The organism is Dyella japonica A8 (assembly GCF_000725385.1).
Taxonomy (GTDB): Bacteria; Pseudomonadota; Gammaproteobacteria; order Xanthomonadales; family Rhodanobacteraceae; genus Dyella; species Dyella japonica_C.
The window spans coordinates 2,374,942-2,389,441 of record NZ_CP008884.1 but is presented as its reverse complement, the minus strand read 5'-3'; the positions used below and the strand labels follow the sequence as shown (position 1 = coordinate 2,389,441).

Annotated in this window: 12 protein-coding genes and 1 tRNA gene; 3 read left to right on the top strand and 10 right to left on the bottom strand. The window is 66.5% G+C overall.

Annotated features, from left to right (window positions below):
• The 8 genes from HY57_RS09900 to HY57_RS22125 all read right to left on the bottom strand — a co-directional run bounded on the left by HY57_RS09900 (position 1) and on the right by HY57_RS22125 (position 9,675).
• A tRNA-Sec gene (locus tag HY57_RS09900) sits at positions 1 to 97 on the bottom strand.
• Entirely contained in the window at positions 50 to 2,044 is a 1,995-nt protein-coding gene (gene selB / locus HY57_RS21190; protein WP_081500638.1) for a selenocysteine-specific translation elongation factor, read from the bottom strand. The genes HY57_RS09900 and selB overlap by 48 nt, the downstream gene beginning before the upstream one ends.
• Positions 2,041 to 3,474 (bottom strand): L-seryl-tRNA(Sec) selenium transferase, encoded by a 1,434-nt coding sequence (gene selA, locus HY57_RS09890; protein WP_019465119.1) that lies wholly within the window; start codon positions 3,472 to 3,474, stop codon positions 2,041 to 2,043. The genes selB and selA overlap by 4 nt, the downstream gene beginning before the upstream one ends.
• 156 nt (positions 3,475 to 3,630) lie before the next feature.
• Positions 3,631 to 4,581, bottom strand: a complete 951-nt coding sequence (gene fdhE, locus HY57_RS09885; RefSeq protein ID WP_019465120.1) for a formate dehydrogenase accessory protein FdhE — start codon at positions 4,579 to 4,581, stop codon at positions 3,631 to 3,633.
• Positions 4,578 to 5,237 (bottom strand): formate dehydrogenase subunit gamma, encoded by a 660-nt coding sequence (locus HY57_RS09880; RefSeq protein WP_019465121.1) that lies wholly within the window; start codon positions 5,235 to 5,237, stop codon positions 4,578 to 4,580. Before HY57_RS09880 ends, fdhE begins: the two co-directional genes overlap by 4 nt.
• Positions 5,234 to 6,151 (bottom strand): formate dehydrogenase subunit beta, encoded by a 918-nt coding sequence (gene fdxH / locus HY57_RS09875; protein WP_019465122.1) that lies wholly within the window; start codon positions 6,149 to 6,151, stop codon positions 5,234 to 5,236. The genes HY57_RS09880 and fdxH overlap by 4 nt, the downstream gene beginning before the upstream one ends.
• Before the next feature lie 11 nt (positions 6,152 to 6,162).
• Positions 6,163 to 9,240, bottom strand: coding sequence for a formate dehydrogenase-N subunit alpha (fdnG, locus tag HY57_RS09870; protein WP_081500639.1), 3,078 nt, complete (start codon positions 9,238 to 9,240; stop codon positions 6,163 to 6,165).
• 228 nt (positions 9,241 to 9,468) lie between these two features.
• A complete protein-coding gene (locus tag HY57_RS22125; RefSeq protein WP_430536785.1) occupies positions 9,469 to 9,675 on the bottom strand; it encodes a GDCCVxC domain-containing (seleno)protein in 207 nt (68 codons plus the stop codon).
• 131 nt (positions 9,676 to 9,806) lie between these two features.
• On the opposite strand from HY57_RS22125, the gene HY57_RS09855 reads away from it, so the two are divergent.
• The 3 genes from HY57_RS09855 to HY57_RS09845 all read left to right on the top strand — a co-directional run bounded on the left by HY57_RS09855 (position 9,807) and on the right by HY57_RS09845 (position 12,914).
• Complete coding sequence (locus HY57_RS09855; protein ID WP_019465126.1) at positions 9,807 to 11,054, top strand: GGDEF domain-containing protein; 1,248 nt, start codon at positions 9,807 to 9,809, stop codon at positions 11,052 to 11,054.
• An 82-nt stretch (positions 11,055 to 11,136) separates the two neighbouring features.
• Entirely contained in the window at positions 11,137 to 12,000 is an 864-nt protein-coding gene (locus HY57_RS09850) for a PhzF family phenazine biosynthesis protein (RefSeq protein WP_026033896.1), read from the top strand.
• Positions 12,001 to 12,134: 134 nt separating this feature from the next.
• A complete protein-coding gene (locus tag HY57_RS09845) occupies positions 12,135 to 12,914 on the top strand; it encodes a hypothetical protein (protein ID WP_050997899.1) in 780 nt (259 codons plus the stop codon).
• A gap of 28 nt (positions 12,915 to 12,942) precedes the next feature.
• Here HY57_RS09845 and HY57_RS09840 read toward each other — a convergent pair whose 3' ends face one another.
• Positions 12,943 to 13,740 carry a helix-turn-helix domain-containing protein gene (locus tag HY57_RS09840; RefSeq protein ID WP_019465129.1) on the bottom strand — a complete coding sequence of 266 codons (798 nt, stop codon included), beginning with the start codon at positions 13,738 to 13,740 and terminating at the stop codon, positions 12,943 to 12,945.
• An 82-nt stretch (positions 13,741 to 13,822) separates the two neighbouring features.
• Positions 13,823 to 14,404, bottom strand: a complete 582-nt coding sequence (locus tag HY57_RS20860) for a DUF1579 family protein (protein WP_019465130.1) — start codon at positions 14,402 to 14,404, stop codon at positions 13,823 to 13,825.
• Positions 14,405 to 14,500 lie beyond the last annotated feature (96 nt).

The following is a 14,500-nucleotide window of genomic DNA, read 5'->3' as shown; positions in this document are numbered from 1 at the left end:
TGGCGGAAGAGAATGGGAGTCGAACCCACCCGAGACAGTCTTGCCTGCCTCACCCGGATTTGAAGTCCGGACGCCCCACCGGGGACGATGCTCTTCCATGCTGCGAGGTTACCTCAGCCGCGGCGGCGTACAAGTCGAGGTAGCGCGACTGGAACCGGCGCAAGGTGCCGCGATTGAGCGTGACGCCCTGGCGGTCGAAGAACTCCAGTATCTGGATGGCGACCTTTCGACCGTTGTCCAGGCGGTCGCGGAACTGCGCCGCGGTGAAGCGGCCGTCCGGCGCGAGCGCGGCGATATCCGCGGCGATCAGCACCATTTCGTGCATGGTGGTGCGCAGGAAGAAATGATCGTGCGCCACTTCGTCCACCAGGCCCAGCCGGGCCGCGAAGGCCAGCAAGTGCCTTATGCCCTGCTCCGGGCGTGCCAGGATGCCAGCGATGTCGCGCACCCGTGGCGGCCGGAAGCGCGCCTCGCCTCCCAGCAGCGGCTCGATGGAATGCCATAGCGCCTCGCGCTCGGGAATCCATTGCATGATGTGGCTGGCCAGTCGCACGAACGCGCCATCACGCACGATGGGACCATCGAGGTCGGCGTGCTGCAGTGCCTGCACAAAGGCAGCTGGCGGCAAGCGTGGTTGCGAGGCGAGGCGCAGCTTCTCCCGGCTCACGCCCTGCAGATCGGGATTGGCCGTATGGAAGGCTTGCAGGTAATCGTGCACGCCCGCCACGAAACCTGGCCAGCGCGACTGGCTTATCGCGATACGTTGTGCACCGAGGTCAAACACCACCGGCGAGAGCGCGGCGACGATTTCCTCGAGCCTGGCGGCCGAGAGCGCGCGGTCCCGCGCAAAGGCGAACAGGTCCCACGCATGCGGCGGTGCCTCGAGCAAGGCAGCCAGCGCCTGCTGGGCGTCGGCGATGCCCAGCGCGGCACGCACCGCCTCCCGCCCCGCCGCGCGGCGCTGGCGCGCCGGTGCGCGCAGGTCGAGGAACACGCCGCCGCCCATCGTGCGTTGGGCGGATACGTCGCGCAACACGAAACGATCCAGCGCGGCGGCGGCGATGGGCCGGCTCAGCACCAGCTGCACATGGGTCGTACCGCCTGGCTGCAAAGGCAGGCCATCGAGCAGCACGATGCGCGCGCCGACCTCTACCGCCCCATGATGCAGGCGCGCAGGAAACCATTGGCCGATGGCTTTCGGTTCGCCAGGCAGCAGATGCACGCGCGCGTCGATGCGATCGGTCGGCGCATGCAGGAAGGCATCGACCACCATGTCGCCACGATGGATCGCATCCTTGGTGATGCCCTCCCCGGCAAGGTTGAGTGCGCAGCGATCGCCGGCCCTTCCACGCTCCACCGGACGGTTCTGCGCATGTACCGAACGAACACGCGCCGCAAGCCCCGAGGGACTCAGCCGCACCTGATCCTTCACGCGCACCACGCCGGACAGCACCGTGCCGGTCACCACCACGCCGATGCCTGGCAAGGTGAACACGCGATCGACGGCGAGACGGAAGCGGCCGTCGTCCGCGCGCTCGCCAAGGGCGCGGGCCTCGGCTGCGAGACGGTCGCGCAGCGCGTCCATGCCCCGGCCAGTGGTCGAGGAAACCGGCAGGATGTCGGCGCCGTCGAGTACGGTGCCCGCGGTTGCTTCGCGAATCTGCGCGCTGACGTCGGCCAGCCGTTCGGGCGTTGCCAGGTCGGCCTTGGTCAATGCCACCAGGCCACGGCGGATGCCGAGCAGGTCCAGGATCGCCAGGTGTTCCAGCGTCTGCGGCATCACGCCGTCGTCGGCGGCGACCACCAGCAAGGCCATGTCGATGCCACTCGCGCCCGCCACCATGGTGTGCACGAAGCGCTCATGGCCGGGCACGTCGACGAAACCAAGGATGAGATCGTCTTCCAGCGGCAGGTAGGCAAAACCAAGATCGATGGTGATGCCGCGCGCTTTTTCTTCCTTCAGGCGGTCGGTGTCCACACCGGTCAGGGCTTTGACCAGCGAGGTCTTGCCGTGATCGATGTGGCCCGCGGTGCCGATGATCATGGGGTGTGTGCGGCGACGCCGTCGATATCGAGCCGCGACAACGCGGCTGCCAACCGCGCTTCATCGGCTTCGTCCAGGCAACGCAGGTCCAGTCGCAATGCGCCGTCGGCGATGCGGCCGATGATCGGGCGCGGCAATGCGCGAAGGGCCGCGGCCAGCCGTTCCAGCGCGCCCTGGCTGCCGCGCGGGCGAATCAGCAGCGCCGCGCTGGCGAGCGTATCCAGCGGCAGGGCGCCGGAGCCGACCTGGCTGAGACACTCGCCGACGTCGACCGTAAACGCAGGACCCAGCCGCTCGGCAACGATGGGTTGTAAGCGATGCGCCTGCGCCTCGATGTCGTCCCGGGCGCGCGCCAGGAAACGCAGCGTGGGCAAGCGCTGCGCGAGCCGGTCCGGATCGCGGTAGAGATTCAGCGTGGCTTCGATAGCGGCGAGCCGCAGCTTGTCCACGCGCAATGCTCGTTTCAATGGGTTGCGGTTGATTGCGGCGATCAGCGCGCGATCGCCCACAATGAAACCGGCCTGCGGTCCTCCCAACAACTTGTCGCCCGAGAACGTAACCAGCCGCGCGCCCTCTTCCACGGCTTCGCGCACGGTGGGTTCGCGTGCAAGCCCGTAGCGCGACAGATCGACCAGACTGCCGGAACCCAGGTCGTTCAGCAGCGGGACGCCGGCGGCGTCGGCCATCGCGGCCAGTTCGCGCGCGCCCACTTCGGCCGTGAAACCCTGGATACGGTAGTTGGAGGTGTGCACCTTGAGCACGACACCGGTGTGCTCGTTGAATGCGCTGCGATAGTCGGCGGCATGGGTGCGGTTGGTGGTGCCTACTTCGACCATGCGCGCACCGGCACGGGCCATGATGTCGGGCATGCGGAAGGCACCGCCGATCTCGATCAGCTCGCCGCGCGACACCACGGCCTCCCGTCCGAGAGCCAGGGTGTTGAGGCATAGCAGCACGGCGGCCGCATTGTTGTTGACCACGGTGGCATCTTGCGCGCCGGTCAACTCGCACAGCAGTGCACGCACGTGATCGTCGCGCTCGCCGCGCGTGCCATCGGCCAAGTCGTATTCCAGCGCCACCGCGTGGCGCATCGCCTCCACCGCCGCCTCGATCGCCGCCTCCGCCAGCACGGCACGGCCAAGGTTGGTGTGCAGCACGACGCCAGTAAGGTTGAACAACGGGCGCAGGCCGGGCATGCGGGCCTCCAGCAGTCCATGGGCCCGCTGGGCCAGTTCCGTGGCGCTGGGCGCATCGGCGGGGATGACCCGCAGGGTGTCGCGAGCCGCGTCGATGACCTGGCGAATGGCCTCGGTGGCGGCGACGCGCCCGTGGCGCTCCACCAGCAGGGCCGCCTCGGCGGTGGCCAGCACGGCGGCAACCGCAGGCAGGTGGCGCAGGACGTTGACCTCGGGTTCGGCCATGGCGCTCATCCACTGGCATCGCCGGTCGCCCAGACGTCGGTCAGGGGAAAGCGGCGATGAAGTTTCGGGGTAAGCCGTATGCTGCGGGGTGCGCCGGACGCGGTCAAGGCAAGGCGCCACGCCGGCGTTTGCCGGGGGCTTGGATGCTTGGGAGAAAGCGGCGCCCTACCCGGCCACGCTGTCCTCGTCGCCGACCAGCAGCAAGGGGTTGGGCGCATGCCGGGCGAACCCCGCCTCGGCAACGAGCAGGTCCAGGCCCAATGAAGCCAGGTCGTCCGCATAGGGGTCGACCTGGGTGTCCTGCAGTTGGTAGAGCAGCTTGGCGTAGGTATGGCAGTCACCGCAGGTTTCGGCCTTGACCACGCCGGGATCACCCTCGATGGCCTGCAGGGACAACCGCCGCGTGCCACCGCAGGTGATGCACACCGCACGCGTGTGGTTCCACGCGGTGGAGCACAGCGAGCAGTAGAGGTAGCGCGTGCCTGGCGTGACCCCGGTGGCGGTGATCACCCCCGCCACTGAGGGCGAGCCGCAGCAGGGGCAGAGTTCGCGCTCTTCCAGCAGGCGCAGGTCTGCCGCGTCGAGGCGCGCCGCCGAGCAGGTGAAATAGACCTGCAGCGCGGCGGCGACGTAGACCGCGGCGGCCGCATCGGTGGCGGAGAGGCCTCCACGCAGGAACCGGTCGGCCAGCTTCTCCAGCGACGCGGCATCGCTGCTGCGCAACTGCTCCATCGCCTGCTGCGCGGCGGGCGGCAACTGACCGTCGTCGACCAGTTCGAGCAGCAGGGCCAGCCCGTCGCTCCAGGATGCGTCGCGGCGATGGCCATCCGCCGCCAGCGGCGGCAGGCGTGCCTCCACCGCCTGCATCACCTGGGCGGGGCTGAGTGTCGCGGCCGGGGCCAGCGTGGTGGCCACGGTGTGCTGGGCGTCCGCCAGCGCGGCCATGAAGCGCAGCCAGGCTTCCAGCGGATGCCCGTCCGCCAGCCGCTCCAGCCGTTGTGCCGTCGCGGCGAAGCGCCGGGCCGGATCGGCAAGCAGGATCGGTTCGGGTGCCTTGACGCCGGCGTGTGACGGGCCGGTCCACTTGCCTTCGGGCGGCGTGCCGGCTTGCTTCATGGGCGCTTCCTGATGATGTCCTTGCCCAGCCGGCCGGCGGCAATCTCGCGCAACCAGGTGCGGTGATGGCGCCAGGCCCAGCCCGGCGTCACGTAACCCTGCGTCATGGCGCGCACCGAGTCGCGGATCCACAGGGCCGCGTAGACGTGGACAATCCACACGATGATCGCGGCGATCGCCGCCATGCTGTGGATCAACACGGCCGCGCGCTGCACGGGTATCGGGGTGGCCTCGCCGAAATACACTTCCCAGATCACCAGGCCACTGCAGAACAGCACCGGGATCAGCAGCGTCATCGACCAGAACACGAATTTCTGGCCAGCGTTGTTGCGGCCCACCGGCGGCACATGTTCTTCGTCGTTTTCCACGACGTAGCGGATCGACTCCATCCACTCCACGTCGTCCTTGTGCACGAGGTTCTCGCGCCAGAACTGGACGATCAGGCCAAGGTAGCTGACCAGCAGCACGCAGCCGATCCACGGATGCATCGCGCGCATCCATTGCCCACCGCCGAACAGGCCGGACAGCCAGAACATCATCGGGTGGAACATCGCCAGCCCGGACAGCACCAGCAGCACGAAGCAGATGGCGTTGATCCAGTGGTTGACGCGGTTCACCCGGCTGTAGCGCACGATCACGGTCTTCGAGCGGTTCATGGCGTCTTCTCCGGCTCTGATGCCTCGAGGACGCGCTCGCCCTTCTCTTCGTCCTCGTCGGTGACCTCGTTCGGCCCTTCGGTGACCCAGTGGAAGAAGCCACCGAGTACGGCGGCGGCAACACCGAGCAGCGCCAGCGGCTTGATGATGCCCTTCCACGCCTCGACCATCCGGCTGATCCGTGGTTTGTCAGGCAGGCCGGAGTACAGCGAGGGCTTGTCCGCATGGTGCAGCACGTACATCACGTGGGTTCCGCCGACCTCCTGCGGATCGTACAGGCCGGCCTGCGCGAAGCCGCGGGATTTCAGGTCGACGATGCGCTCGGCCGCCTGTTGCTTCATGTCCGTCTTGGAGCCGAACATGATCGCGCCGGTGGGGCATGCCTTGACGCAGGCCGGCTCCAGCCCGACTGCTACACGGTCGGAGCACAGCGTGCACTTGTACGACTTGTGGTCTTTCTTGCTGATGCGCGGGATATCGAACGGGCAACCCTTCACGCAATAGCCGCAGCCGATGCACTTGTCGCTGATGAAGTCGACGATGCCGTTGGCGTACTGCACGATGGCGCCGGGCGCCGGGCAAGCCTTCAGGCAGCCCGGATCCTCGCAGTGCATGCAGCCGTCCTTGCGGATCAGCCATTCCAGGTTGCCCTGCTCGTTCTCGTACTCGGCGAATTTCATCAGCGTCCACACGTCGGGGCTGAGGTCGTTCGGGTTCTGGTACGAGCCTTCGAAGTGGCCGATGTCCTGCCGCAGGTTGTTCCACTCCATGCAGGCCGACTGACAGGCCTTGCAGCCGATGCAGCGGCTGACGTCGATGAGCTTGGCAACCTCTTCCTCGTGGTTGCGCGCCTGCGGCGGCGTCATGGTGGATGCGGAGCGCCGGATGTAGTCTTGCGATTGCAGGTCTGACATGTCGGCTCCCCTCAGGCTGCGACCGGTGCGCTGGTCTTTTCGATGTTGACCAGGAACGCCTTGAACTCCGGCGTCTGCGTATTGGCATCACCCACGGAAGGCGTCAGCGTGTTGGCGCCGTATCCCTTGCGCGCCTGCCCGGTGAAGCCCCAGTGGATGGGGCAGCCGATCACATGGGTGGGCTTGCCATCCACCATCATCGGCTTGATCCGCTTGGTCACATAGGCCTTGCAGATCACCTCGCCGCGCTTGGACGTCACTTTCACCCAGCCGCCCTGCTCGATGCCCTTCTCCTTCGCCAGCACTTCGCCGATCTCAATGAATTCCTCCGGCTGGAGGATGGCGTTGATCAGCGCGTGCTTGGTCCAGTAGTGAAAGTGCTCGGTGAGACGGTAGGTCGTGGCTACATACGGGAAGTCTTTTGGACTGCCAAACACGGCGCGGTCATCGGCGAACACGCGGGCGGCGGGATTGGACTTCACCTTCGGATGCAGCACGTTGTCCACCGGCGATTCCAGCGGCTCGTAGTGCTCGGGGAACGGGCCCTCCGCCATCATGTCGCGGGCGAACAGGCGCCCCATGCCCTCGGCATTCATGATGAAAGGGCCAACGCCGTCGGACGGTTTCACCGTGGGGCCGTAGTCGGGAACGTCGATGCCCACCCAGCGCGTGCCGTTCCACGAGATGACCGGCTTGGCCGGATTCCACGGCTTGCCTTCCAGGTCCGCGCTGGCGCGGTTGTAGAGGATGCGCCGGTTGGCCGGCCACGCCCACGCCCAGTTGGGTGCAATGCCCTGCTCGCGCGGGTCGGTGGCGTCGCGCCGCGCCATCTGGTTGCCCTTCTCGGTGAAGCAGCCGGTGAAGATCCAGCAACCCGAGGCGGTGGTGCCGTCATCGCGCAATTGCGCGAAGCCGTCCAGCAGCGTACCGGCCTTGGTCGCCACGGTGTTGGTGGCTGGGTCGGTGAGATCCGCCAGCGCGCGGCCGTTCATTTCCTTGGCCAGCTCTTCCGGATCCGGACTGACCGGGTCGGTGTACTTCCACGTCACGTTGAGCAGCGGATCGGGGAAGGCGCCGCCCTCCTTCCGATACAGCTCACGCAGGCGGTGGAACAGGCCGGCCATGATCCAGATGTCCGACATGGCCTCACCCGGACCGTCCGCCGCCTTCCAGTGCCACTGCAGCCAGCGCGCGGAGTTGACCAGCGAACCGTTCTCTTCCGCGAAGCAGGTCACCGGCAGCTGAAACACTTCGGTCTGGATTTCGCTGGGCTTGGCCGGGTTCTGCGGCCCGAAATCCTGCCAGAAGCGGGAGGTTTCGGTGTCCAGCGGATCCATCGTCACCAGGAACTTCAGCTTGCTCAGGCCACGGCGGATCTTGCCGCGATCCGGGAACGCCTGCAGCGGGTTGAAGCCCTGGCAGATGTAGCCGGTCATCTGGCCGTTGTTCATCATCTCGAACGCCTTGATGATGTCGTACAGCGGCACATCCAGCTTGGGCAGCCAGTCGAAGGCCCAATCGTTCTCCGCCTTGGCGGCGTCGCCGAACATCGCCTTCTGGAAGCTCACGAAGAACTTCCGGTAGTTCTGCCAGTAGCTGGTCTGCCCTGCCCGCAGCGGCTTGAACAGCTTGGTCTTCATGTAGACGTCGAGACTGGTTTCCTTGTCGCTGGGCAGGTTCATGTAGCCCGGCATCTGGTTGGAAAGCAGGCCGACGTCGGTCAGGCCCTGGATGTTGGAATGCCCGCGCAAGGCGTTCATACCGCCACCGGCCACGCCGATGTTGCCGAGCAGCAGCTGCACCATCGCCATCGAACGGATGTTCTGCGCGCCCACCGAATGCTGCGTCCAGCCCAGCGCGAACAGGCTGGTCATGGCCTTGTCGGGCGCGGCGGTGCTGGCCATCAGCTCGCACACGTGCAGGAACTTGTCCTGCGGCGTGCCGCAGATGCGCGACACCATCTCCGGCGTGTAGCGCGACACGTGCTGCTTGAGCAGGTTGATCACGCAACGCGGGTTCTGCCAGGTATCGTCGGACTTGGCGAAACCCTGCTCGTCCAGTTCGTAATCCCAGCTGGAGCGGTCGTAGGCGTGGGTTTCCTCGTTGTAGCCGCTGAACAGGCCTTCGTTGAAGGCAAAGCCTTCCTTCACGATCAGGCTGGCATTGGTGTACGAGCGCACGTATTCGTGCTGGATGGCGTCTTTCTCCAGCAGGTAATGCATCACGCCACTCAGGAACGCGATGTCCGTGCCCGGACGGATCGGCGCGTAGTAATCGGCCACGGAGGCCGTGCGCGTGAAGCGCGGGTCGATGACGACGAGCTTGGCGCCGTTCTCGATCTTCGCCTCGATCACCCATTTGAAGCCGCAGGGGTGCGCCTCGGCGGCGTTACCACCCATGACGACGACGACGTTGGCGTTCTTGATGTCCTGCCAGGTGTTGGTCATCGCACCGCGACCGAATGATGGGGCCAGACTGGCCACCGTCGGTCCGTGTCAGACACGCGCCTGGTTGTCGAACACCACCATGCCGAGGGAGCGCACCACCTTCCACGTGAGGTAGGAGGTTTCACTGGACGACGCGGACGCGGCCAGCATGCCGACGCTGGTCCAGCGGTTGACCGTGGTGCCAGCAGCGTTCTTGGCAATGAAGTTCTTGTCGCGGTCGTCCTTCATCAGGCGCGCGATGCGATCGAGCGCGAAGTCCCAGGAGACTTCCTCGAACTCCGTGCCGCCCGGCTTGCGATAGCGTGGTGCTTTCAGGCGGGTGGGTGCATGCACGATGTCGAGCAGGGCCGAGCCCTTGGGGCACAGCGTGCCGCGGTTCACCGGATGATCCGGATCACCTTCGATGTGGATGATGTTGGAGCGCGCGTTCTTGGCGCGATCGCCCATGCTGTAGATCAGGATGCCGCAGGCCACCGAGCAGTAGGTGCAGGTGTTGCGGGTTTCCGTGGCGTGGGTGAGCTTGAAGGGCCGTACGGCTGCGGCTTGTGCCTCCCCCGAGGCGCCGAAGCCGAGCATGCCCAGGCTGGATGCTGCCAACCCCAGGCCGGTGAACTTGATGAACTCGCGGCGGGTGAGTGCCATCGCTTGCGCTCCCGGAAAATCTGGCTGGACATACCGCCCGCTGGATGGGCGGTGGACATGGCTCGACAATCTCCGTGAAAACAACGGGTGTGACCCCGCAGTTCGCTCAAAACGGTAGCACAAGTTCCGTCAGTGGGCCGTCATGTCCGGGCGGCTTCCGGCGGGCCCCGCGGCGGCTTTGTGCCAGGCCGCCGTGATCGGCGCCACGGCCCGCAAAGCGGGCGACGCTCAGTGGCCGCAGCAGGACGACCCCTGCTGCTGGATCGGCGGGCACGGCACGGAACCGTACGAGCAGAACACGCAGCAGTCGCCGGCCTTCGGTTTCAGCAGCGCGCCGCAGGCAGCGCACTCATGGAAGAACACGCAGGCGTTCGTCGGCATGACCTCCACGCTCTGGTGGCCGCACTCGGGGCAGGTCAGCGTGGATTCCAGCATCAGCGGCTTGGCATCGGTACTTTTCATGGCTTGAGCAGCTTGTCCGTCGTCGTTTCGGTGAGATGGCGGCCGGCGACTTCGCCCCGTCATCCGGAGTTTTATACTAGGCAGCGGGCGAAGGCTTCGCCACCGTGCAACTGGGGAACACCGTGGAGTGGATTGCAAGGCTGGCCCACGCCGGCACCCTGCTTATCGTCAACGCCTTGTTGGCCGGCCTTTCCTCGGCAATGTTTCTGGCCCTCTATGCGACGCGCCGAAACCTGCGCCGCGTACGCGGCGTGCTGGCATGGGGCCTCAGTTATGCAGCCTTCGCCGTGGGCTTCGGGATACTCGTCCTCCCCGCATTCCACATCGATTTCGCCTTTCTTGCGCTGCTCGGCAACCTGGTCATCGACATCGGTGCCGTGCTGGGCCTGCTTGCCGTCAACGCCTATCTGGAACTATCCAGGCGCCGGTTGTGGGTACTGCTTCCCGTCGCCGTACTCGCGTTCGTGGAGATCGGCGCCGTCATCGCCGGGGGCGAAAACTTCCGGCTCATGGTGGTGCTGGGCAACAGCCTGACGGCCCTGCTCGTGCTCGCCACGGGTGCCGCGCTGTGGCAATGCCAGGACGCGCCCCGGCGCCCGGTGGCGCGCATGGCGGCGGCGTTCCATTTCCTGTGGGCGCTGATGCTGCTGATACGGATGGCCTGGTGGCTGGTCCATCCCGGCGCCAACGTCGGCCAGGAATCGACCTCTACCTTCGGCCTGCTGTCCCGCCTGATCCTGACCTGGGTGATCACGCCGAGCTTCCTGTGGATGCTTACCCGCCAGCTCGACGCGGAACTGATCCGGCAAGCCCGCCACGACCCACTGACCGGTGTGCCCAATCGTCGTGTCATCTGGGAACAAGGGGAGCGCATCGCCGCCGAGGCGGATCGGCGCGATACGACCATGGCCGTGCTGATGATCGATGTCGATCACTTCAAGGCAATCAACGACCGCTGGGGCCACGACGGCGGCGACCAGGTGCTTATCGCCATCGCCGCCACGCTGGATCGGCACGTCCGCAGCGACGACCTGCTGGCCCGCGTCGGCGGCGAGGAGTTCATGGTGTTGATCCCGCATGGCGATGGACCCGCCGTGCGCGAGATCGCCGAGCGGCTGCGCGTGGCCGTCGAAAGCCGGCCCATCGCCATGCCCTCGGGTGAACGCCTGACGTGCACGGTGAGCATCGGATGCTGCCTGTCCCCGCGTGGGCAGGCCCGCTGGCGGGACGTGGTCATCGCCGCTGACCAGGCGCTCTACGCGGCCAAGCGCCATGGAAGGAATCGCGTGGAGCTGGCCGCACCGCCCGCGTCGGATGCCGATCCGTCGGCTTCAGCGGCACGGCCCTGCTGAAGCATGCCCCTGGGCCGACTGGCCCACGCCCCTGCTTTCTGCCTAAATGACGGTGATGCCAGTCAGCCGAAGAGGACTCGCCGTGCGCTGTCGTGTGTTCAAGCAAGTGGACGTGTTCGCCGACCAGCCATTCAAGGGCAACCCCGTGGCGGTGATCATGGATGCCGATGATCTGTCCGTGGAGCAGATGGCCGCCATCGCCCGCTGGACGAATCTCAGCGAAACCACCTTCGTGCTGCAGCCCACCGATCCGGGCGCGGACTATCGCGTACGCATTTTCACCACCTTGCACGAGTTGCCGTTCGCCGGCCACCCCACCCTGGGCACCTGCCGGGCATGGCTGGAGGCGGGTGGCGTGCCATGCGGTGAGGAGATCGTGCAGCAGTGCGGCGTAGGGCGGGTGCGCATACGACGCGATGCCAATCGGCTGGCCTTCGCCGCGCCGCCGCTGCTGATGTCGGGCGCCGCACCGGCCCCGCAGGTGGAAGCCATTCGCGCCGCGCTGGGCATCAACGCGCATGAGCTGCTGGATGCGCAATGGGTGGATAACGGCGCGGGCTGGATGGCGCTGCGCTTGGCCAGCCCCGAGGTGGTGCTGCGCATCAGACCGGATGTCAGCAAGCTCGGAGGCACGCCCGTGGGTGTCTTCGCCGCGTATTCTGTTTCGACGGAACACGAACTTCCGGAGTTCGAGGCCAGGGCCTTCATCGCCGGTGACGCGATGCCGGAGGATCCGGTGACCGGCAGCCTGATGGCCGGCATCGCGCAGTGGCTCCAGCATGACCGGCTCGCCCCGGACCACTATGTGGTCAACCAGGGGCGCCTGCTTGGTCGCACCGGACGGATCCATGTCGACCGCCGTGGCGAGGACATCTGGATAGGCGGCAACGCCCTCACACTAGTGGACGGCATACTCGCAGCACCATTCGTCTTGTCGCGGACCTAGCACGCGACGCCATCAAGACATGTTGCGAATGGGTAGCGCTACGCCAGGGCTACGGCGGATCTCACTATGCTTCCTGCTCCCCGGCGAAGGCCGCCACGCGCCAGCGTGCCAGGTACATGCCCTCCACTCGACGGATGCTTCGATTTCTCGGCCTTGCCTGCGTGCCGTTGGCCATGCTGGCCGCACGCGCCGCGCATGCCGACCTGACCGACGAGATCCAGGTCTACGACGACAGCATCAACCGCCGCGGGCAACTCGGGCTGGAACTGCACCTCAACACCACGCTGGAAGGTCGCTCCACGCCGGCATGGCCGGGGGAAATACCGCCTAACCACGGCTTTCGCACCACCATGGAATGGTCGTACGGCATCACCGATACGCTGGAAGCGGGCCTCTATCTCCCGCTCGTGCACGACGGCACCGGTACCACCTATTTCCCCGGCCCGCGCCTGCGCATGAAGTGGATTCCCCACCGCCCCGCGACGGGTAGCTCGGGGATGTTCTACGGCCTCAACATCGAGGTGTCCGCCGTGAATGGACGATTCGAGCAGGGTCGTCCCGCCGTGGAGTTCCGCCCCATCGTCGGCTATCGCAGTTCGCTGTGGCTGGTCTCCTTCAATCCGGTGATCGACGAAACGTATCGTTCCCGCTATGTCAGCAACCGTCCGGATTTCAATCCGGGGCTGAAGATCGCGCGAACCGTGGGCCAAGGCACCTCGCTGGGCATCGAGTACTACGACGACTTCGGCTCCATCGGGAACTTCGCGCCGCCACGCAGGCAGAACCAGCAACTGTTCGCGGCCATGGACGTGACGCGGGGTCCGCTGCCCTTCAATGTCGGCATCGGCCACGGCCTGAACGCGTCGAGCGACAGGCTGACGCTCAAGGCCATCCTCGAGGTTCCCCTGGACTGAGCGCCCCGCAGGGTCGCTCATCGCCGGATCATGAGGCGGCCGCCAGCTCCGCGCACACTGCTGCCGTGTGATCGTCCGCCGGAAAGGCGCACTCGATGCGCACCTCGTCCAGCGTGACATTGCGCGGCGTGGCGAAGGTGGTGATGGTCTCGAAGAAACTCAGCTCGCCACGACGGCTGCGGAAGGTCATGGTGAGGATGGACGACGGCGCCGTGGTCACGTCGCGCTGGCGCCAGGCATGGGGAACGTCCGGGTAACGCAGGATGTCTTCGAGCAGCGCCTGCGCTTTCTCATCCTTGGGCGAGGCGGCGATCTCCTGGTGAAGATGCAGGATGAACGTCGCGGCGACCTCTTCCCAGTTCACGATGGCCGGGCGAATGTCCTCCGGATCGAAGACCTGCCGCAGGATGTTGTCGTGCTTGCCCGGCCGCCCTTCCATCACGAGCTGGTTGATGCGGATGGCGGCGTCGTTGACGCGCAGCACATCCCAATGGCGATTGACCACGAACGCCGGGTACGGCTCCTGCTGGGCGACGATCAGGTCGATCGCGCGGCGCATCATCTGCAGCGAGGGCGTATCCAGCGCCGTTTCCGGGTACTGGGGGGCATAACCCGCCGCGATCATCAGGGCGTTGCGCTCACGCAGCGGCATGCCCAGCACGTCAGCCAGGCGCGCCAGCAGGCCGCGGCTGGCCTGTGCCTTGCCGGTCTCGATACAGCTCAGGTGCCGCGCGGAGACGTCCGCCTGCAAAGCGAGCTCGAACTGGCTGTAGCGCAGGCGCGCTCGCCATTCGCGCAGAAGCTTTCCGATGGGTGGGTGGGACATGGCCGCTCGCAGTAAGGGAACCCCGTCGGCCCCACCATGCACCGGAGTACGACGCCGCGTCCCATGCCGTCAGTCCCGGGCTTCAGCCTTCCCGCGCGTATTCCAGCCTGACTGTGAGCGCCTCGCCGGCGCCGTGGTCTTCGTAGTACTCATAGGTGAAGTGCTTGTCGTCGATCACGTGCAGCACTTCGCGCAGCGGAATCCTGGCGCCCGGTTTGCCGGCGTCGGCCATGCTGCCCTTGAACGTATAGACGGCCGAAACGGGATCGAAGCTGCCCTGCGCCAGGACCATGCCGGGGAAGTTGATGTCCATCCACGTGCTGAAGTACTGGCCTGTCGCGTTGTCGTAGCCGATGTAGCCCAGCCCGTCGAACGGCTTGCCCGGGCCATCGATATGCAGCTCCTGCCGCAGATGGCGGCCGTCCAGCACCATGCTGAAGTGGGCGGTGCCGTGGTCGACTCGGGGCGCCTGCCCAGGCTTCTCCCACAGCGACTGCGTCACCGTCCAGCGGCCCGTGATGGCCGCCAGCCGCGCATGCTCCGGGTCCGGGTCCGGGGCCGGCGTGGGCGCGGTCGCAGGAGGCTGGGCGGCCACGGCCGCGCACCCACCGGCCGGCGAGACAATCAGGGCAAGCCCAAGAACCAGGGCGCGTGCGGATGTCATGCGTGCCACCTTCTTCCGTGTGAGGGTGGACGGAGCATGCGGATGGCTGCCGGGGGCGATCAATGACCTCCGAGGTCATGGAGCCCGGATGGACGC

Bases quoted from the DNA above. Each gene is read 5' to 3' on its own strand.
- HY57_RS09845 (WP_050997899.1), top strand. From the start codon at position 12,135: ATGCTTCGATTTCTCGGCCTTGCCTGCGTGCCGTTGGCCATGCTGGCC.
- HY57_RS20860 (WP_019465130.1), bottom strand. From the start codon at position 14,404: ATGACATCCGCACGCGCCCTGGTTCTTGGGCTTGCCCTGATTGTCTCG.
- selB (WP_081500638.1), bottom strand. From the start codon at position 2,044: ATGATCATCGGCACCGCGGGCCACATCGATCACGGCAAGACCTCGCTG.
- selA (WP_019465119.1), bottom strand. From the start codon at position 3,474: ATGAGCGCCATGGCCGAACCCGAGGTCAACGTCCTGCGCCACCTGCCT.
- HY57_RS09880 (WP_019465121.1), bottom strand. From the start codon at position 5,237: ATGAACCGCTCGAAGACCGTGATCGTGCGCTACAGCCGGGTGAACCGC.
- HY57_RS22125 (WP_430536785.1), bottom strand. From the start codon at position 9,675: ATGCTGGAATCCACGCTGACCTGCCCCGAGTGCGGCCACCAGAGCGTG.
- fdhE (WP_019465120.1), bottom strand. From the start codon at position 4,581: ATGAAGCAAGCCGGCACGCCGCCCGAAGGCAAGTGGACCGGCCCGTCA.
- HY57_RS09840 (WP_019465129.1), bottom strand. From the start codon at position 13,740: ATGTCCCACCCACCCATCGGAAAGCTTCTGCGCGAATGGCGAGCGCGC.
- fdxH (WP_019465122.1), bottom strand. From the start codon at position 6,151: ATGTCAGACCTGCAATCGCAAGACTACATCCGGCGCTCCGCATCCACC.